The organism is Pseudoalteromonas luteoviolacea (assembly GCF_021654285.1).
GTDB lineage: Bacteria > Pseudomonadota > Gammaproteobacteria > Enterobacterales > Alteromonadaceae > Pseudoalteromonas > Pseudoalteromonas luteoviolacea_J.
In genome coordinates this window covers 223623-244306 of the sequence record NZ_JAKFZS010000006.1, presented here as the reverse complement: position 1 = coordinate 244306, position 20684 = coordinate 223623, and the positions used below count along the sequence as shown (strand labels likewise).

At 39.6% G+C, this 20684-nt stretch carries 17 protein-coding genes; 8 read left to right on the top strand and 9 right to left on the bottom strand.

Going from position 1 to position 20684, the window contains the following annotated elements; translation table 11 throughout:
• Positions 1-100: 100 nt before the first annotated feature.
• The gene (locus tag L1077_RS07550) at positions 101-1522 is read left to right on the top strand and encodes a PQQ-dependent sugar dehydrogenase (protein WP_237136277.1); all 1422 of its coding nucleotides are present in this window, start codon (positions 101-103) and stop codon (positions 1520-1522) included.
• Between the two features lie 90 nt (positions 1523-1612).
• On the opposite strand, the gene L1077_RS07545 is transcribed toward L1077_RS07550, so the two are convergent.
• Positions 1613-3451 (bottom strand): methyl-accepting chemotaxis protein, encoded by a 1839-nt coding sequence (locus L1077_RS07545; RefSeq protein ID WP_237136276.1) that lies wholly within the window; start codon positions 3449-3451, stop codon positions 1613-1615.
• 135 nt (positions 3452-3586) lie between these two features.
• Entirely contained in the window at positions 3587-4066 is a 480-nt protein-coding gene (locus tag L1077_RS07540; protein ID WP_237136275.1) for a MaoC/PaaZ C-terminal domain-containing protein, read from the bottom strand.
• A gap of 505 nt (positions 4067-4571) precedes the next feature.
• Here L1077_RS07540 and L1077_RS07535 point away from each other — a divergent pair.
• The gene (locus tag L1077_RS07535; RefSeq protein WP_237136274.1) at positions 4572-5282 is read left to right on the top strand and encodes an outer membrane beta-barrel protein; all 711 of its coding nucleotides are present in this window, start codon (positions 4572-4574) and stop codon (positions 5280-5282) included.
• A 50-nt stretch (positions 5283-5332) separates the two neighbouring features.
• Here the strand turns inward: L1077_RS07535 and L1077_RS07530 are convergent, their stop codons facing one another.
• The gene (locus L1077_RS07530) at positions 5333-6166 is read right to left on the bottom strand and encodes a mechanosensitive ion channel family protein (protein WP_237136273.1); all 834 of its coding nucleotides are present in this window, start codon (positions 6164-6166) and stop codon (positions 5333-5335) included.
• A 403-nt stretch (positions 6167-6569) separates the two neighbouring features.
• Here L1077_RS07530 and L1077_RS07525 point away from each other — a divergent pair, with 403 nt between their 5' ends.
• The gene (locus L1077_RS07525) at positions 6570-8624 is read left to right on the top strand and encodes a di-heme-cytochrome C peroxidase (protein WP_237136272.1); all 2055 of its coding nucleotides are present in this window, start codon (positions 6570-6572) and stop codon (positions 8622-8624) included.
• Positions 8625-8664: 40 nt separating this feature from the next.
• Here the strand turns inward: L1077_RS07525 and L1077_RS07520 are convergent, their stop codons facing one another.
• The gene (locus L1077_RS07520; RefSeq protein WP_237136271.1) at positions 8665-9435 is read right to left on the bottom strand and encodes an AraC family transcriptional regulator; all 771 of its coding nucleotides are present in this window, start codon (positions 9433-9435) and stop codon (positions 8665-8667) included.
• Between the two features lie 174 nt (positions 9436-9609).
• On the opposite strand from L1077_RS07520, the gene L1077_RS07515 reads away from it, so the two are divergent.
• Complete coding sequence (locus tag L1077_RS07515; RefSeq protein ID WP_237136270.1) at positions 9610-10368, top strand: HAD-IIB family hydrolase; 759 nt, start codon at positions 9610-9612, stop codon at positions 10366-10368.
• Between the two features lie 242 nt (positions 10369-10610).
• Complete coding sequence (locus tag L1077_RS07510; RefSeq protein ID WP_237136269.1) at positions 10611-11069, top strand: hypothetical protein; 459 nt, start codon at positions 10611-10613, stop codon at positions 11067-11069.
• 41 nt (positions 11070-11110) lie between these two features.
• Here L1077_RS07510 and L1077_RS07505 read toward each other — a convergent pair whose 3' ends face one another.
• Both L1077_RS07505 and L1077_RS07500 read right to left on the bottom strand, forming a co-directional pair.
• Positions 11111-11965: a trypsin-like serine protease gene (locus L1077_RS07505; RefSeq protein ID WP_237136268.1), complete on the bottom strand. Its 855-nt coding sequence runs from the start codon at positions 11963-11965 to the stop codon at positions 11111-11113.
• A gap of 207 nt (positions 11966-12172) precedes the next feature.
• A complete protein-coding gene (locus L1077_RS07500; RefSeq protein WP_237136267.1) occupies positions 12173-13339 on the bottom strand; it encodes a hypothetical protein in 1167 nt (388 codons plus the stop codon).
• A 632-nt stretch (positions 13340-13971) separates the two neighbouring features.
• Here L1077_RS07500 and L1077_RS27685 point away from each other — a divergent pair.
• Positions 13972-14406 carry a transposase gene (locus L1077_RS27685; RefSeq protein ID WP_369334825.1) on the top strand — a complete coding sequence of 145 codons (435 nt, stop codon included), beginning with the start codon at positions 13972-13974 and terminating at the stop codon, positions 14404-14406.
• Here the strand turns inward: L1077_RS27685 and L1077_RS07495 are convergent.
• On the bottom strand, positions 14370-16127 hold the full coding sequence (locus L1077_RS07495; RefSeq protein ID WP_237136266.1) for a cytochrome P450: 1758 nt from the start codon (positions 16125-16127) through the stop codon (positions 14370-14372). The genes L1077_RS27685 and L1077_RS07495 overlap by 37 nt on opposite strands.
• A 273-nt stretch (positions 16128-16400) precedes the next feature.
• Here L1077_RS07495 and L1077_RS07490 point away from each other — a divergent pair, with 273 nt between their 5' ends.
• Positions 16401-18023 (top strand): FAD-dependent monooxygenase, encoded by a 1623-nt coding sequence (locus tag L1077_RS07490; protein WP_237136265.1) that lies wholly within the window; start codon positions 16401-16403, stop codon positions 18021-18023.
• Between the two features lie 495 nt (positions 18024-18518).
• Here the strand turns inward: L1077_RS07490 and L1077_RS07485 are convergent, their stop codons facing one another.
• Complete coding sequence (locus L1077_RS07485; RefSeq protein ID WP_237136264.1) at positions 18519-19313, bottom strand: siderophore-interacting protein; 795 nt, start codon at positions 19311-19313, stop codon at positions 18519-18521.
• Between the two features lie 273 nt (positions 19314-19586).
• Complete coding sequence (locus L1077_RS07480; protein ID WP_237136263.1) at positions 19587-19730, bottom strand: hypothetical protein; 144 nt, start codon at positions 19728-19730, stop codon at positions 19587-19589.
• Between the two features lie 223 nt (positions 19731-19953).
• Between L1077_RS07480 and L1077_RS07475 the strand changes: the two genes are divergently transcribed.
• Positions 19954-20679, top strand: a complete 726-nt coding sequence (locus L1077_RS07475; protein WP_237136262.1) for a TetR/AcrR family transcriptional regulator — start codon at positions 19954-19956, stop codon at positions 20677-20679.
• Positions 20680-20684 lie beyond the last annotated feature (5 nt).

Genomic DNA, 20684 nt, shown 5'->3' with positions numbered 1-20684 from the left:
TTACGTTACAAAATCAACACTCACTCATCGAATAAAGCGTTCTATATTTTTACTAACCATTTATACTCATTAGCTGTAAGTAAAATACGTGCGTATAACAATGAAAACGATAAACTATTTAGCAAGTATCCTTGTCGTAGCGAACACGACAACAGCTGCTGTATCAGCAAATGAAAAAGTCGAAGATGTCTATAAGACCAATTGCGCCTCGTGCCATGGAGCGCAATTGCAAGGGGCCATGGCAAGCTCATTATTGGATGCCAATTGGATAACTGATGGCTCTGATGATGCATTGACGAGTACCATAAAAAGCGGCCTAGTAGATCGTGGTATGCCAGCATTTGGGCATGCTCTATCAGAAGAAACCATTCGTACACTCGTCGTTTATATCAGAGAAACGAGTTACAACACTGATACGGCAAAAATCCAAACTCCCACCTTAAGCAAACAATTCAAAACTGCACTTCATGATGTCAATACCCGAGAAGTTCTTTCTACTAGCGGCATTATTTGGGCAATGGACTTTCTACCAGATGGCAGTTTATTGTATACCCTAAGAGAGGGTGAACTATGGCATTTAGACCCCAAAGGCAAACGTACTAAGATCAAGAACACGCCAGAAGTATGGCACCGAGGACAAGGTGGTTTATTAGATGTTTTACCAGATCCTGATTACCTCAAAAATGGCTGGGTTTATTTATCATATAGTAAAAAGACAGGCAAAAATGAAGCAAACAGGGACATTGGCATCACAGCTATTGTGCGCGGAAAAATTAAGAATGGCCAATGGACAGAGCAACAAACCTTATTTGAAGCGCCCAAACAAACACATAAAAACCGTGGCTGGCATTTTGGCTCACGTTTTGCCATTGATGAAGACTATTTATACTTTACCAATGGTGATGAGGGCCACCAAGATGACGCCCAAAACCTAAAAACACAAAATGGTAAAATCCACCGAATATTCAAAGATGGACGTATTCCCAAAGATAATCCGTTTTATAATCAAAAAGACAGCTTAAAAACCATTTGGACGTACGGTAATCGTAACCCTCAGGGTCTAGTCATTCATCCCACAACAAACCAGGTTTGGTCTACTGAACACGGGCCAAGAGGGGGTGACGAGCTAAACCTAATCAATAAGGGTGTCAACTACGGATGGCCAAAAGTCACTTTTGGCATGAACTACGATGGTTCACCAATTACGCCGCACACTGATTTACCTGGTATGCAGCTGCCTGTACACCAATGGACACCTTCCATCGCTGTCGCCGGCATGAATTTTTATACCGGTAAGCAATTCAAAAATTGGGAAGGAGATCTCTTTGTAGGCAGCCTTGCCAAAAAGCAGCTCCATCGCCTGAGAATAAAAAGCAACCGCGTTATTGATGATGAAATCATATTAAAAGGACTTGGTCGCATAAGAGACGTGGTAACAGCCCCCACAGGAGAGCTGTACATCACGATCAACGACCGAAAAAGTAACCAAAGTAAAATTGTCGCTCTCAGTGCTGTAAAATAGACCTATTGGGTAGTGGGTAAATATCTTTACTACCCAATAATTGATTTAGAGGTCACAGGTTCAGCTTGAAAAGCTTCACTTTATTCAGAGCTAGTGCATTGATTTATCATATAATTTAAAAAATGAAGCGGATGTTCGCAGTCTTTCTGATAATTCGACAATGCCCTTAACTGAACTGGATAAATCATTACTCGCTTGCGTTGAACGTTTAGATGCCGTATCTACCGCCTCGACAGTTTGGTTGATTTGGTTTAGCCCTACTTCTTGCTGCTTTGATATTTCCATTATATTTTGCACCAAATGCGATGTTTTGTTTGCCGCTGGAATAATGGTTTCAAGTTGCGCCCCTGCATTTTCAGCTAAACTCACGCTCTCACCCGCTCTTTTACCAATTCTTTCCGATGCACTTTGGCAGCGCTCTGAGAGCTTGCGCACCTCGCTGGCCACCACAGCAAACCCTTTGCCATGTATACCTGCTCGAGACGCTTCAATGGTTGCATTTAACGCCAACAAATTTGTTTGATAGGCTATTTCGTCGATGATTTTCACCTGCTCAGCAATGCTTTTCATGGCTTCAATCGTTGTTTTGACCTTTTTCCCGCCTTCGTTTGCCTCTTGCGCAGTATTGATTGCGACTTGCTCGGTTGCCAATGCATAATCACTATTTGACTTAATCGAGTCACTTATTGATCCAACTGCATGCTTGGTGTCAGTGACACTGCGCTCTTGTGAAGCTGCGGTTTTTTCCATCTCTTTTGCCGTGTTAATAACTAAAGCTGAGAATCGCTCCAGCGCACTTGCACTCTGCTTAACTTCATAGATAACACGAGTGAATTGCTGTGCCATGCCCTGTAATGCGCGCATAAGATTGGCAATTTCACTTTGCCCCGTGATTTTTCTTTTAAAAGATAAATTTCCCTTTGCCAATCTATTAGCAATTTCTACCGCCTCATTTATGGGTTTTGTGATAGAGCGAGAGATAATGAATGCCAGTAAAATAGCGATCAGCAAGCTAAAAACGCTGACCGATATAACAAACTGCTGCGACACTCTATTATCTTTTTGCAGTACTGGCCCCATTGTGTCTTGTTGATCTTTAATACTTAGTTTTAAAGACTCAATTTTGTATGCAGCTTGCTGACCAATCACATCTAATTTGTCACGTTTGAGCTGGTTGCGCGTAAATATCACGTCGACTAACTCACTAAATTGATTCATATACTTAGGGGCAAGCCGCCTGACGTTTGCAAAGTGTCGACGTCGAGTTTCATTTTGCAGCTGTTCATCTAACTTTTCCAAGTTAACAATAAATGCCTTGTATTCTTTTTTAACTTCATCAACGTCTTCGCTGTCATTAGTATCTAAAAACTTGATGACATGAAGCCTCACCAAGAGTAGGTTTCTCAATGCCAAAGAGGCATAAAACGCCGCTTCCATATCATTGTCTTCGCGAGCACTGATTAAAATTTTTGATAAGTCCTGTTCCATCAAAGGCCCCATTTTATTAAGGCTTTGACGAACAATCTCATTACGTTGAGCAATTTTATCTTCCACTTTCTGAAAGGTATTGGCGTATTGATTTGCCAAATTTTCTACATCTATAAAGGTTTGGATTTGCTCTTTACTGATGGCATCTTTATGCGCGCTCACCAGTAACTCATTGAGTGTAGACATTCTGGTACGCTCTTCTTGGAGCGCAATATGACTGCCAGTATTGATGTAATGCAGTGCAGCAATTCGTAATGTCAGCAGATTGGCTTGAATTCTTCCCGCATTATTGGTGTTTCTTGCTAAAGAGCGATACTCCCTAAACCCATCAGCTGCTGTATTTAGTGCCTGAACAGACACTAAAACTGCACAGCTAAACAAAAACAACAACACACAAAACCCAAAGCCTAAACGACTTGATATTTTTAGCTGTGCAAACATATCTACCTTCTGGTATATCCATACCTTTGATATACGATTCTAAAAATATAATACAACCGCCACACATTGCTGGTTTTTATTGCTTAAAGCTCATTAATAAACTTGCTCTTTTTTGATACATCACTCTAAATTGAATTAACACACAGTGTTTATTGCAGCTTGATTAGTAGGTTTAATATCAAAACAGACCTTTTCTGTTGGAGCACGGACCGTTGCAATGCCAAACACAACCTCTTCCTTTCTTTGGTTGCTACACTGGCAATCAATGATCAATGAGCCGTGCTGTAAATTTTTGTCAATCACAGTCACTTTTGTGGTGATCACATCTCCAACCACTACAGGCAAAGCAAACTTTAGATCTTGCGAGAGGTAAACCGCACCAGGACCCGGAAGTTGCGAGCTTATTAGTGCAGAGATCTGCGCTGCTGTCCATGTCCCCTGAACGACAGCATCTTGAAAAGCAATATTACTAGCATGCTCTTTTGCCAAATGATCAAGGCTTTCAGCATCAGACAGCATCCCTAAGCCTTGAATATCACTTAATTGCACCTGCCGAATACGCATTGCACTTTGCCCTATTTCAATCTCTTCAAAAACAACATTCTCTAGTTTCATTTTTTACCCTGTCACCTAGACACAATCATCAATATAGTCCTCCCAGGCTATGACTATTTTAAACACAATAAACTCAGATTTTGAGAGGTACACTGGAGACCTTGGAGCGCAAAATATAGACATGATTTAAAACACCTTCTGATACAGGTCTATTTATTGTGCACCCAGTGAACATATCACCACGACGTCAACATAGCGTTCATTTTTGATTTCTGAAACCTAGTGTTTTCACTCCAAAATCGACCACCAGAGTCCCGTTTAGCTAATAGCCCGGTGTTTTTTTCGCAACATCATGAGTATAAAAGCGAGACTTTTCATAAATAAGTCAAATAAAAAGAGTGATATGACTGGTAAATAAACAAGCAGATTTGTGAGGTTAAAATTAACACAACATCACTGAAAAGTAAGAATAATAATAAACTTCCTAACTTCATCGTTATCACTTTACTTATGAACAATAGGCAGTATGATTCGTTCCGATTTAAACAACACTATAAGGATAGAAATGAAATTACTTGCCTTAGTATTATCAAGTGCTCTAATTTCAACAGCAACATTTGCTAGCGATACGTTTAATTTTGATTACATTGGTGCAGGCTACGCCAAATTTAAGCTTACAGATGAAGATGGCGATGGAAGTTTAAATGGATTTACAGTAGAAGCAAGCAAGCAGCTGAACGAAAACTGGGTTGTTTCTTCTCAGTATATAACTACATCACGAGATGATATCTACTCAAGCTCAGATTATGATAGCGCTATAAACGTGTCTTTATCAGAGGAAATGGATTTAACTCAGTGGCAATTGAGTGCGGCCTACCTCATTCCTTTAGAACAAGATACGCTGTTAGAGTTTGTCAGCTCGATTGGCCGAATGACTTATGACTATACTTATGAATATAGTGAAACATTTGTCGACAATAACATATCTGACAGACAAGCTTCTTATTATGGTGAGCTTCGACATTTCGTAGACAAAGATAAAGACCATACTAATACATTTGGCCTCGAAGCGAATTACCACATTGCGCTTTTAGAAAACTTAAAAGCCAGTGCAGGCCTAGGTTATCAACATATTTCAGATGCTGACGATAAACATGAACTTGTCTACCAATTAGAATTGGCATATGACATTACGAATGACTTTACTATCAGTGCTGCATATCGAAACGTAGATGTATTCGAGAATTATTTTGTGACTGTTAGATATAACTTCTAATCATAAAAATTAGTGGGAACAGTGTGCTCCCACTTAATTACCCTTTCATTTTACGCGCTTTTATCAATAATATGCACATCTCTTTGAGGGTAAGGAATCGCAACATTCGCGCTGTCTAGCGCTGGTTTTATCGCTCGATTCGTCGCAAAGTAAACATCCCAATAATCATCCGTTTTGCACCAAACCCACACCGTCAAATCTATCGAATTATCTCCATAGCCAACAACTCCAACGAAAGGCGCTGGCTCTTGTAAAATACGATCGTCATTATTCGCCATATTCAATAGTGCCTTTTCGGCTTCATCTACACTGTTGTTGTAACTTATTCCCACGCTAAGATCGACACGTCGAATTGGTTCGTGGGTCACATTATTTACTTGCTCACTCGCCAATGGCCCATTAGGAAGGATGATGCGGCGATTGTCTAACGTCGTTAAAAAAGTACAGAACACATCAATTGCTTCAACAACGCCTTCTTCACCTTGGGCGACAATGTAATCGCCAACTTTAAACGGTTTAAAAATCAAGATCAGTACGCCGCCGGCAAAGTTTGACAAACTTCCTTGCAAGGCAAGACCCACAGCGAGGCCAGCAGCACCTAAAATGGCAATGAAAGAGGTTGTTTTCACACCTAACATCGAAATGACGGATATGAATAAACACGCTTTAAGCAAAACAGTCGCTACACTACTAAGCCACTTTCTCAGCGAAATGTTGAAATCCCGCTTTTCAAGCAAATAATCAATAGCGCTGCCTACAAGAGAAATTAACCACAAGCCTACTATCAGCGTAATAATGGCCAACGCAAGTTTCGGCGCAAAGCTCACAGCATGCTCAATCACCAAATCCATGATTTTTTGCAGATCAATCGAAGATGTGTCCATAGAAACCTCACTAATTAAACCTAAAGAACTAAGCTTAGTTAAAAAAATGAAATTAATTATGAATTTTTATTACTAAAACACTTTAACCTGACCTGCTTACGAACAAATGTATAATGCAATCAACGTACTGCTGTATTTATTTCAATAAAATGACATGAATAACAACATAATCTATAAGTAAAAAGCTCCTTTTTTCGTACCACACAAGTTTACTGAGTACACATTAGTATGAATCAATAAGAATTATAGTGCTTTGATTTAACGATACAAATAAAATATTCGACCACAAACTTTATAATCACAACAGTATCATTTTTACGTCTTTGCTGTAATCAGCTGTAATTTCTCATGTTATAGAGCTGTGTAAAAATATTAACAATACTAACTACCGTCAGAGAATAATATGTCCAATCAATACCCAATTGTACTTGGCTGGCTGCAAAGGAGATGGCCCTGGGTTCTATCTACGCTCATTGTCCTTGCCATTGTTGTGGTAGCTTTTCGCACCCTATCTGCGTTAAGTGAACTAAAATATGCCCTTACTCCCCCTAAATTACCGCAATACAAGCACCTCGACACTCAATTTATCAATCAAACCGGTTGGCCAAACAACGATAACTATAACCATCAGTGGCCATACCATGCATCACAAGGGACAGCGACGCTGCCAATTCCCTATGAATGGCTAGTCGCACTGGAAGCGCCGAAAAACACACCTTGGTTTATTTTATTTGGCCAAGAGAAAACTTTTCTTACTGAATACATATACCGGTTAGGTTTTATTAACTTAAACGATGCAACACAAACAGAATCCACTGAATTACAACTTCCATTAGGTTTGGCAAAAACGTCGAGTATCCCAATGCCTGGTCTAAACCGTAAGGCAACGGCGGTCGGTTTTACATGCACAGCTTGCCACACCGGACAGTTTACTTATCAAAACACTCGGTATGTGGTTGATGGTGGCCCAGCAATGACAGATTTGGGGTTGCTCACTAAATCTTTAGGGGCAGCCATTGGTCAAACTGTACTATCAAGCAAACTTGCACCCTTTGATGGTCGCTTCGAACGCTTCGCTCAAAAAGTGCTGGGTAGCAATTACAATATTGTCAGTAAAGCCAAACTCAAAAAGGCACTCACAGAGACCGTTGCCAAGCTTGCTAAGGGGCAAGATACCATTAACGTCACAGAAGGCTTTACTCGCCTAGATGCGCTCAACCGCATAGGCAACAAGGTCTTCGCTAACAACATGGACCGACCTGAAAACTATAACCCAATAGAAGCTCCGGTAAATTATCCGCACATATGGACCACATCTTGGTTTGATTGGGTGCAATATGATGGCTCAATTATGCAACCGCTAATCCGAAATGCAGGCGAAGCACTAGGTGTTGCAGCCTATGTCGATATGCAAATTCCGACTAACCAACAACAGCAACCAGCTACTTTCGCAAGCTCAATCCCAATTAAGTCTCTTTATAACATTGAACAGTGGTTGGCAGGTGAATACCCATTAAAAGATTACACTCCCGGAGAGCTTGGTAAAATCAATGGGTTAAAAGCACCTAAATGGCCGGACAGTCTGCCTGCACTAGACATGACATTAGCAACCAAAGGCAAGGTGCTATATACCCAAAACTGTCAAAGTTGCCACTTGCCTCCGATGGATAGCCCTGATTTTTGGCAAGATCATTGGAAGAAAATCAGTTATGAACAAAATGGAGAAGTGCAACAAACTGATTTGAAATATCTGGCGCTCCAACTCGTCCATTTGGATTACATAGGCACAGATCCAGCGCAAGCTAAAGTGCTCCCAAATCGCAGCGTCAATACCAAGCAACTTGGCCTTGATACTGACTTATGTGTTTACGTAGATGATCAGCAAAAAACCACAAACATGAGTGAAGATTTACAGTTTGTCACGGTAAAAGACAGCGCAACAAGTAACTTTGCCCTTGCACTGGGTGCTGTGGTCGAAGAGACCAATCAACAATGGTTTAGACAAAACTATACAAGTGCTGAGTGGCAGCAGAAACTTGAGGGTGGCCGACCAAATTGCCTCAGGCATAGCTTTGCTTACAAAGCTCGCCCTCTAAATGGAATATGGGCAACAGCGCCTTACCTTCACAATGGCTCCGTTCCCAACCTTTATAGCTTGTTATCTGAACCGCATGAAAGACCCACTTTTGTTGAGCTTGGTAGGCTAGAGTTTGACCCAATCAATGTGGGCGTTTCTCAAGGTAAACATGTGAATGCGCTCAACCAGCTACCAGATCTGCAACCTGCCAATCAAACTGATGACTATCAAAATGGATATTTCATATTGGATACGCGCCAAGCAGGCAACCACAATAGCGGTCATGCCTTTACTGACGATAAAACGGTGGTAGGAAAAATAGGTAAAAAACTCAGCCATGAAGAAAAAATGGCGTTGATAGAATACCTAAAAACACTCTAATTAAAACGCGCATACCTTGTGATATGCACAATTTAGAATGCTAGCGCCGCACAATGCGTTTTCGCCATGCAAATTGCTTGCGAAACGCATTTGGCGTCATGCCTTCATGCTTTTTATAGCACTGATTAAAATAAGCACTGCTGTTAAATCCGCATCGATATGCTACCACGCCGATAGGCAAAGCAGTTGTCGCAAGTAAATGCTTTGCGCGCTTCAACCTAAGCGTCAGGCAATACTGTGTATAACTAATCCCCAAACTGCTTTTAAACAGCCTTTTGAGCGTAGCAACGCTCAAATTAACCTCCCCAGCTAACTCTGGTAGGCTAGGCAAACACGCAATACGACTTTTCAAAAGTTCCAATATCGGAGACATTCTGGCTATCTTGGTAGCAGATGCATTTACAGTCGCACTCTGCATTACTTTTGCCTGCATCAATATGAACAACACTTCGCTTAGCAATGTCAGTCTCTTAAGCGCACTCGCCGTGTTCATCTCAAACATGTACTCTTTGACTTTTAAAGCTGTATCTTTTGAGAATACACAACTTTGATCTAGCCCGCTTAGCCATGCTTGTATGGCTTCAAATTCGCTGATATCAACTGCAAATAGTGTCTTTGGCCACAGCACAACCACCACATCACCAACAGGAGCTTGCTGCTCAGTATTATCCCAAGTATGCGGCTCTGCTGGTAAAATTAATGCCAAGTCAATAGACTCAAAAGCATGCACATCATCAGCTAAAAAGCGCTTTCCATTTGCCCCTAAAGTTAAAATTAACTCGTAACAATCATGTTGATGCCATTCAAACAACAGTGGGCTGTTTTGAATATGCTTAACACTGACAGACTCATTGACGGCAAAACGAACAGGTGCTGGTTTAATTTTATTAATGAGCTAAAACCTTAAATATATGAACCAATAACTAAATTAGTAGTGTGCGTTTTTGGCAAAGTAAACGCAACTTAAATAATGGGATGTAAAGTAATGAATGTCGTATTCGACCTGGATGGTACGTTAATTTTTCATGGTCAACCAATGCAAGATGCCGTATCTGACGCACTGCTAAAAATTGAACAACAAGGCGCGACTGTCTTGTTCGCAACTGCACGCCCCTTGAGAGATACACTGCCTGTCATTGAAAAGCAGTTTTGGGATCACCAGATAATAGGTTGCAACGGCGCCATGATAAGCAAAAATAAACAGGTCACAGACGCTTTGCACTTTGTTAAAGATGAAATTGTTGAGGTCTTGGACTGGTTGGATAAAGAAAACATTGCATACCTTTTCGATGGCCTTGAAGAATATGCAATTTCCACCACGTCACATCATTTTCATCTGGACGTAAAAAAACTAGGCAGAGAGCCAGTATGCAACCAATCAGCAAGACACCAACCGATTGTGAAGCTTTTAGTGCTTGAAGAACACCGACATGAAGAAGTCAAAGCGTTTCTCAGTACCGTTTTGAGTGATTATGATGTGTACCACCACAATGGCTACCATAGTTTTGATGTGGTCCCAAAAAACAGTAACAAGCTCAATGCGCTTTTACGAATTGGCCTCGATATGAATAACACGATTTGCATGGGTAATGATCAAAATGACATTGCTATGTTGGAAGCAGCCAAAAAAGCATATGTGGTTGGAGATTTAATCACCTTAAACCGTGACTTTACACAGTTGAATCAAGATACGCTGCTCACACACCTCGATGAGATTGCTAAACTCGTTAACTTACCTACTTGATCGACAATGAATTGAGCGTGTACTCACGCTCTCATACCTGAGTGTAAATTTTGATGTTACTAACCATGCTAAACATCTAAGTTAAATGTAAGAATCGCTTATTTAAATTCTTCGGACATTCCAACATGCTAGTGCAACTCAAAATCAATTCCTCCACTGTGTACCTAAGAAGCATTTTTGTCTAATAGTAAACCTAACTAGTGGTACGCACGTATTGCCAAGAAATCTAGATAGGAGGTTGTATGAGCCACTATGTTATTAAAGGTCACGACTATGAAGCCTTTCGTGATACCCAAGACGAACTAGAATCACTGCATGTTGACAATGAAGATATCAGTGCAATTTGCGATGATAAGCCCCACCCCTTACATGATTGTTTGACAAATCATATAGTTCATCTTATGAAATCAGAGTTAATGGTGTTGTTCACTATCATCACAGCAGCATACTGTGCCGTTGCGTGGGTGCTGATCCCACCGACAGCCGCGATAATAGGCACGGTGATCCTAGGGATGTTTAGTCTTTGGGTGAGCGGGTTGATTGGAACAGATTTAGTCAGATATTACATGATGTGCAAGGATTCAACACAAGGCGAACACCACCCATTAGTGTTGCATGTTGAAATTGATGATAGTCAACAAGAAACACTAAACAAAGTCATGCAAAATCACCCGCAAATGAACCTCCAAAAACTACAATAAGCATGTTGGCTTGCAAGTGCAGGCCAACTTACCGCCTTATGCTAAATCGCTAGTAACTCTTTTTCACTAAAAAGTATATCTTCACATAAGCTTGGTAAATCGGATGGTTTTAGCCCACCGGGAAGATGTTTTAACTTATCAAGGCTTTTACCCGATTTAATTGAATGCTCAGGATCGGTCATTACGCCATTTATCCATGGCATAAAATAAGAAACACGAGTATAAACCTCTACACTGTTATACTTTTCTGACGGCCCACCGCCATAGCGGGAGCTTAAGCCCAAAACGAAATAGTCATTTCCCTGTTTGAAATACGCAGGCCCGCCACTGTCTCCACCGCCAGAGATCCCCTCAAAAGGCAACGCTTTTTCTCCTTTATCAAATTTAAATGTTAAGATTGGCCCCTTTGCTTGCTCAACTCGGTTTTGTGCTTTTCTAAGCACACCTTTATTGTCATAATTATCTACCGTTATCCCTGTTATTCCATTACCTGTTCCACCGATACCAATAAACCAGATATCTCGCCCAGCCTCATTTGTTTTTTGGTATAATTTCGCTGGACTAACCTTATGAATCGGCTCAGAAAGCTCAACTAAGGCAATATCATGACTGACACCAGGGGTGTGTTTCGGGTGTACATGCAAACGCTTAACTATCGCGCTGCCTTTAGTCGTTTTTATTTTAGTACCCGGCTTCAAACAAAATGTCGTATGCGCTGCGGTAATTATCCAATTTGGCTTAATAAGTGAGCCATGTGCACCATCAATATAAAAAGTTGCAAGTGCAGGAAAATCCGATGGTTTCGCTAAATATTGCTTATCTTCAATGTCATGACGAATAACAATAGCATTCGCATAATAACTAACGAAAACCAAAAATATTAATATATACTTCATACACTTCCTTATTATTTTTATAATTATAAAAAATCAAAAAAAAAACTGAAAGCTCTCCTTTTAAAGCTCACACTAAAACAATTAGCATACAAGTAAAAAACCCAGTTAAAATAAAGAAGAGCTAAGCCAGTTTAATATAAGTCACAGTACCTTTAATTTAAAAATGCAAGTTAACTCATTGGAAATAAGTTGAATTAATTAGCTACACTATAACTTTAAATAAAAGTTCCCTTGAAAAGCTAGCCCATCATCTGTCACAAAATAACCTTGCCAGCCGCCAGCGTTAACTTCATATACATCATCTTCTTCATGCTTTATGAGCAATTCGCTGTTTGACTCGATGCCTTGTAGATAATTAACACCATAAAAAGACCAGTCTGAGAATCCTCTGCTAAGTACCTGTGCGTGAATAAACTGAGCACTATTAAAGTTTGCACGTTCTGATAGTAAAAGAGATTTAAATCTTTCATCTTTCCATAGCAGTAAAACTTGATTACACCCAGTTAGTAAGCCTATTTCACCTGTTTGATTGTAAAATTTAGGCAACGATGTATGGTGCTTGTCTATAAAATCCTGTACCCCGTTATTCTCTTCATAGCACGCTAAAGAGAACAAAAGCTCATTATCATTGGGTACTTTACCAATAACTAATCCGGATAGCCTTAACTCAACCTCGTCTTCCGATATACGGAACTTATCATAATCAAGAAAGCTATATTTTTTTTCTAAAAAGGTAAGATTTGCGCCAGACATCGCATGATTAGTCATACTTACTTCAGTACCATTAACCTCTAATAATGGTTTAGTTGCCGATAGCTCTATAAGGTTGCTCCAAACTGTGGGTAATAAATGTCTATGGTATTGCCCCCCCACAAGTACATCTTGCTCAAAAAATAACACAGTATTACGACCTAATGTGACTAATCGCCATTGTTCGTTAACTTGCCAATCGAAGCTAAATCTCCCAACCTGCCTCAATGCATCTTGATAAGAGACTCCCAGTTCAAGGCCATAAATACTCTTATCGTTGATTTTTAAAGACGATACCGTCTGTTCAACTACTACATGTTCCGACTGAACTTTATCTACTGCTATTTTTGAATAGTGATAGAAAAGGCTAAGCTTAGCGCTCTCACCTTCCTTTATTACTTCGCCATGCTCGCAACCCTTTACAGCTGATAAGTGAAGAGATCCAATGATCTGAGCGTGTCGAGTTATTTTCCCTTCTCTTATTTTTTCTTCAGCTTTCTTAAATCTTACTGATTCAATAAGATAGCTAGTACCACGTGAAGCTTTCTGGTATGCCTTATTTAGAAGTGCTTTTTTTAAACCTGCGATCACTTCATCTTTTGAGTTATTTTTATAAAAATTCATTCTCTCCATCAAGTGCACGTCTTTCCCTCCAGACACTTTTGTACACTCACTGCCTCTAAAGTACACTTCATTTGCGTTTGATATAGAGCTCATTATGAAAAGAAAAAATAATACCGATAATCGCATCCTTACCTCTTTATTTTTATAATCAAAACCCATATAAGCAATAACACAAAATCAAAAGACATAAAAGAACACAAAAAAATACATTAAAAATTTAATAATGCAAACCATTCACCATTAAAAATATTTATCATGACTTATAACAGCTATTAAAAAACCAACCACAACATAGGTTAAAACTTAATACCAACTAAATTGCTTTCGCTTTATAACTTCCTTCTTCATTATCTAATTTCGATATTAAATTAATTATAAGTAATTTAAGATAATAAGTTCTGAATTCATGTAAAGTGTAGAGGATGAAGCAAACTTCGAAAGTGGTGCTGTAACTCCACCATAAACTGAAACAGTTAATAAGTAGAATTTCTATCAATATAAGAAGGAAACTTTACGATGCGAAAAAGCCTGATTTCAGATAATAAGTGCGACACTCATAGAAAGGTATAGGAGAGGAAGCCAACTGCCGAAAGTAGTACGCTCTTCTCGCCAAAGAAACAAGCAATACTACTATGAGTTATCAGCAGTTGACGGAGGAGAGAAGATACCAGATTTCTGCCCTTTTGGAGCTAGGAATTTCAATCTCTGAAATAGCCAAAAAAGTGAAGTGTCACCATGCAACGATGTATCGTGAACTAAAAAGAAATCAAACGCATGGGCAATATTGCCCTCAGAATGCGCATACTTATTTTGTTAAAAGGCATGTGGCTGTTCGCAAGTATCAGATACCGGCTAGGCGCATTGAATATGCTTGCTTTTTACTTAGTATCGATTGGAGTCCTGAACAAATTTACAATGTGCTTACAAGCGTAGGCGAAACCGTCAGCCGTGAGTGGATAAGATGCATTATTGAAATTATATGTAATCTAGGTTGGTGCGACACTTATATGTCGCACCAGCCAAGACAAGTTTACTTTCTAATAAAGTGCAGTTTTTTGAAACCATGAAATACGATAGAACTATTCCACTCATACGGTCGGCTTTGTTTCATGTCAACTTTGTAGTTTAGAATAAAATCCTCAAGCAGAGGAAAGACCACCTTTGCCTCAAGCCTTGCGAGCACAGCCCCCAAGCAATGGTGGATCCCGCCACCAAAGGATAAGTGAGACTTTTTTCTACCAAATCGCAATTTATTTGGCTCAGAGTAAAACTGTGGATCCCTATTTGCCGACCCAAGCATCATCGCAATTTGCTCACCTTGCTTAATTTGTTGGCCACCAATCTTTATATCTTCACTTGCCCAGCGTGTTATCATATGAACAGGGCCATCAAACCTCAGTAGCTCTTCTGCTAAGTCGGACATGTTTTCTACATTATGTTTTACTTTTAAATAAAATGTCGGATCCTGTTGTAGTGCATAAGTACCTTTTGAAATTAAATTAATTGTTGTTTCATAACCAGCATTGAGAATATGAATACAATTCGAGATAACTTCTTCATTGGTTAAAATATCATCGGCCTCTTTGTCTAGCATGAGGCTGATCAAGTCGTCTTGTGGGTTTGTGATTTTTTCTTCTATTATTTCCTCAAAATATGAAATTAGAGCTTGCATAGAAGCTTCAGCTTTTTCAAAAACACGCTTGTCTTTTTTATTTACAGAGAAACTTGCGTCAAGTAATGCCAATGACAAGGATTCAAATTCTTTGCGACTATCTTCAGGTATACCCAACAAACGACAAATAACGATGATTGGTAACGGTAAAGCAAACTCAGAGATAAATTCGACTTGTGTTTTTCCTTCTATTTGTGTGAGCAATGATTTCGCAATACCTTCAATCATTGATTCCATTTTATTAATTGCTCTTCCTGAAAACGCGCGTTGAAGCGTAGAGCGAATACGTGTGTGATCGGGCGGATCTTGAAAAACTAACCATTGGGAAACAATAGATTCATACTTTTTATAAAGTGGGGGGACTAAGGCGATTTCTTTATTGAGAGGTTTTCTGATTAAGCTCTTAGACTTTAAAGCCTTATTAATATCATCGTATGCAAATATGTACCAAGTGCCCTTAAGACCTTTATGTAGCGGCACACCGAAGTGAACGGGATCGTGTTTACGATACTTTTCATAAATCGCGTAGGGAGATGCAATGACAGACGCATGCCTTGGATCAAAGGGGGCTTGCTTGTTTGATTCGGGTTCGAAGTCAAAAACATGATTATTGAGAACCGTGATTTTGCCATCAACAAATGTTTTTACATGGATCTGCTCTCCCTTTTGAAGTTCAAGACGCAATGGAAGTTTTTCTTGTGAAGAGAGATAGAGTAATTTGTCTTTGGATTTAGATTGCCAGACTTGAGCATCAATACCGTCAATGGTTTCATTGCCAATCATCCTAGCTTGCCAAATTTCTAGAACATTTCTAGGTAGAGGGTGTTTACCTTGATATTCATCTGTTTCTAATTCAGTTTCAATTCGGTCTGGGAAAATAAGCCTTTTTTTTCGTCTGATAACCGCCTTTTCTCCGCAGCATTTCTCAGAAATCCAAAGTTGATAACCATTTTTTGAAACGCTCCATGGATTAGACAGCCCCTCAATCGCATATTTTCTTTGGCTATAGTCAAACCATGCCATGCCACTAGAAACAAAATTATCTGGGTTCATAGGGCACCATTGACTAATGTAAGAAGCCTGCCACTTTTCAGGCAATTTGGGATATTGTTTCATTTGTGATCCAAATTCAGTTAAGTATCGTTAAGCGTATAACCCCTTCTTTGACTCTAAGGTTATGTTTGCTATAAAAATGACCCATCATTCTTACATGTAAAATTAAAAACTCAACATGCTGATATCCTTTTATTTACCTTGATAACCTTACAATATCAAATTATTATTGCAGACAAACAAATCTCATTAGTTTCTTATTGACAGTAATATAGATGTTGGTTGTTGTATTTAAACTTAAAGATAGCAGCCTTGCTTTAACTAGGATCGTTAAATATGAAAAGTATTAATACGCAAGTAATCATCGTTGGTGGTGGCCCTGTCGGTTTAACGATGGCTTTAAGCCTCAAGCACTTAGGGGTTGATTTTGTAATCTTAGAGAAAACAGATGGGCTAATAAATCATCCAAGAGTTGGTACAGTCGGCGTACGTTCTATGGAGATATTTCGTAAGCTTGGTGTGAGCGCTCAATTATATAAAAGTGGATGGCCAGAATCACACCCAATGGATGTGACATGGACAACAGGATTGGGTGGGCATGAAATATATCGTCTGAAAAGAGGTAATTATTTAAACGGCATCAAACATAGCTTTTCACCAGAGACTGAAGCCGTTTGTCCCCACCATTGGCTATGCCCTAATTTACAAAGCCACTTACAAGCATACCCCGAAGGCCCGTTGCTGCTTAATACTAAAGTCATTGACTTTAAACAGAATGATAAAGGTGTTGTAGTACAAGCTAAGCATACTAAAACTAATGATGTAACAGAATTTCAAGCGCAATATATCGTTGCGTGCGATGGCGGTCGTAGTCAAATTAGACAAGGATGTAATATAGAGTTTGAGCAGCACCACCCAAGTACTGTGTTTGAGAATATTCTTTTTGAAGCCCCTTACCTTCATGATTTGCTTGGGGATAACAATTCCATGATTCACTTTATGGTCACCTCTAGCGGGCTGAGGTATCCATTAAGATCTATGGATGGAAAGAGTTTATACCGCCTTACCGTAAAGCCTCAAACTGATGAAGTGATTGATCCAATTGCAATGGTAAAAAAAGCAGTTAAATTTGATACGCAGATCTATATTAAGTCCAGTATTCGCTGGGAGCTGTCACATAGGGTAGCAAATAAGTATCGAGATAGACGTGTTCTATTAGCTGGAGATGCTGCGCACGTTATTTCTCCTTCAGGAGGGTACGGTATGAACACAGGCATTGCTGATGCAGACAATTTAGCATGGAAAATAGCAGCAGTACTTAATAGAGATGCTGATGACACCCTATTAGATACATACGAGCAAGAGCGTAGACCTGTCGCATTAATGAGTTTGGAAGAGTCTAAGTCAAATCTAATGCGTACACTCAAAAGGCCTGTCCCTACGCATATTGACGATGATTCTGCCACAGGTGAGCAATGTCGAGCAGATTTTAAGGCACTTTTGATTGACCAACAAGCTGCCCGAGAGTTTAACTCACCAGATATTCATTTAGGATCAAGGTATCACTCTGATGTTGTGTGCAAAGGCGGTGATGTTGACAAGTCTGTTGATTGGCAGGATCAAGCACTCGTTGGGTGTCGAGCCCCTCATTTATATATTGAAAGAGATAAATCGATTTTAGACTTATTTGGACAGGGTTTTGTGTTACTTTGTTTATTTGAACCAGAACAAAAGCAACTAGACACTCAACAGTTTCAGCACTTACCGATAAAGTTTGTTTATTTGAATAAACAATTGGTAGAAGAACGCTATAAGAGCTTATTCACACTCATTCGTCCAGATGGTTATATTGCGTGGCAGGGGAATCAATTAGACCACACATCTACTAAAACTATTGAGCTTTGCTGTGGTAAAACAGTAAATAAAAACTTAAAAGGCTTACAAAGCGCACAAATCTAAAAAATAGTCGATGAGAACTCTAAATGAGCAAAAGTGACTTGTCTCACTATATAGCTTGAGTAAGTTTTAAATACACACCATCAGTTTGAAGCCGAGTTGAAAGGCAACTTATAGGATAAGTATAGTGGTCAAAAATAATTGACCACTATACTTATTGATTGGCACGAAGTCATCTCAAGTTAGATCACCATAAACGTTATGTTATGGCTAATTCACATTAGTTGAGTGGAGCAGACAAATAACTGACAGCTCTCTGTCCATCAACACACTTTACAACTCGGCGAGTTTGTAGATTAAAAAGGTACTAAATCTGTTTACTGAGTGCACCGTCATGCTATGTGACAGAATAAGTTTAACTCTTCTGATAGGATTAAATTCATCAATGCAGCAAATTGAGTGCGATTTAAATAGCCACTGCAGGGCCCACTCTTACCATTGCCCATAACAAAATCAGCAATGGCAAAGGTGGGCCCGCAAAAATCAAGCGTATTGAGATCAACTTGGTAGGTATGAATCAGCGAGCTTTTCCGCTTTATGTTCTTCTTCTGTGCAATCTAATTTCCAGTAGCTACTGACATACATCTGCTCCTTTTCGAGCCCCTTTTCCTTTTTAAACCAACGGCGAAGCGCCTTCATGGTATCAAACTCACATGCACACCATACAAATACATCTCCTTGCTGCCAGTCAATGTCTTTAACAGTGTTAAGCAAAGGGCTATTTTTACCCGGTGTGGCATTCACTCGCCAGATAACCTCAATACCACTGGGCTTATTTAAATCTTGAATATCTTCTGGGCTGGTCACTTCAATTACTGCACGCCCATGAGCACTCGCAGGCAAGCTTTCTAAATAACAGCTGATGGCTGGCAGTGCGGTCATATCCCCTACTAATAAAAACCAATCAGCACTGTGATCAACACCAATTGTTTTACCCGGCCCGCCAACAATGATTTCATCACCAAGTTGAGCGGTTTTAGCCCAGTCAGAAGCGGGTGCTATTGCGCCTTCTTTTTCATGCAGTGCAAAGTCAATCGTCAATTGCTGAGCCTGTTTATCAAATGCGCGCACTGTATAGGTTCGCATCATAATATTATTGTTTGCCAACTGCGCGAAAGCTTCATCTTCGCGTAATACTCTGCCTTGTTTAGTAAAAAGTAACTTTACATATCCGGCTTCAAACCCTTCTGGAAAACTGGCTAAATCCATTCCAGTTAAAACAATACGTTTCATATTCGGTGTTAAAAATTCACTTTTTAATACCTGTGCTTTTCGATAATTACCTACAGCCATAACTAAACTCTTTTGTTCTTTGTTATTAATACGAGTGGCAGTTTGAAATATTTAATCAAAGCATGCACAAAGTCAGTTAAAGCAATATGCACGGTAGTCAATCACGTATGAATTATGTTGTTGGGTAAAGAGGATTGTAAAAAGCCGTTAAGCCTAAAAAGCATACTTAGCCAAGTTACAGGCTTAACAGTATGCTTTGGAAGAGCCTTATCTAACTAGGCCATATAATAACCGCCCGATAAAGGCCAGCTGATACAGTACTTAAATCTTTAATTAATGATTCATTTCGGTATCTAAAGTTGTCGTACACATCAGTCGCACAGGCGGCTTGGCACCACCAGCAACCATATCGGTTTGCTTAGGGTTTAAGTGCAGATCTTCACTTAGCTGTTTAAGGTTTTTTTTCTTCAAGTTCATTTTGCATATCTCCTTTATTTCATAAAAACCACCGTAAAACTAAACGTTCTCGAAAAGATCATCAAGTGCGCAGCTTAAAATTATGATTTTTTATTCCCAACAAAACAACTAGATAAAAATCTTTATAAAAACCTAGATTGACAAAGAAGATTACAAGCATAGAATAACCGCATTCGAACACCATTCGAATAAAAGTCAAAACTGTTAATCTAGAGGTACTTGTATGGCTCCTGCGCCAAAATATGACCAACAAACTCAGCAAAAGATGATCCTTTCAGCCGCCGAGCAATGTATCAATGAGTCATCAATTACTGACTTCACCATGGCAAAAATTGCGCGTATTGCCGGACTTTCTATGGGGTCTGTCTATAAATTTGTACAAAGTAAAGAAGACATCGTATTAGCCCTTGCCAACGAGTCTTTTACTCACCTCTCCAATGTATTTACCCAAGTGCTGGCCCTTGAACTCACTGCCCCTGAAAAAATCATCGCCATTAGCTTAGTATCACCTCAAAAGCTCCAGTTATTCGAGTTTGATTACGCACTTCAAACATACGCCACCAATGAAGCTGTAATCAAAAAAGGTTCTATTTACTGGACCGGTAAAATTATTGAAGCCCAGTCTCGCTGTGAATCCTCTTTTAAAGTGGCACTCGCCGAAGGTATTAATGCAGGAGAGCTTGAAGCTGTGCCAAACTTGTCTGAAGTCATAGAAGAGATCATCATCAGTAGCTGGGCGCTGACCGTCGGCTTCGAGCAAGTACAGCGTGTACAACAAACAAAACAAATTATAGAAGGAACTGATTCTTTGCTTGCCTCATTACCACTTAATCACCCAATAATCAGAAGCTCTGTACGTCTACTTAATAGCTACCCTTGGAAGCAGCCACTTACTGACGCTTCGCTTAATCACATTGAACAACAGTTGATAACGCTTAATCTGCGTTAATCACA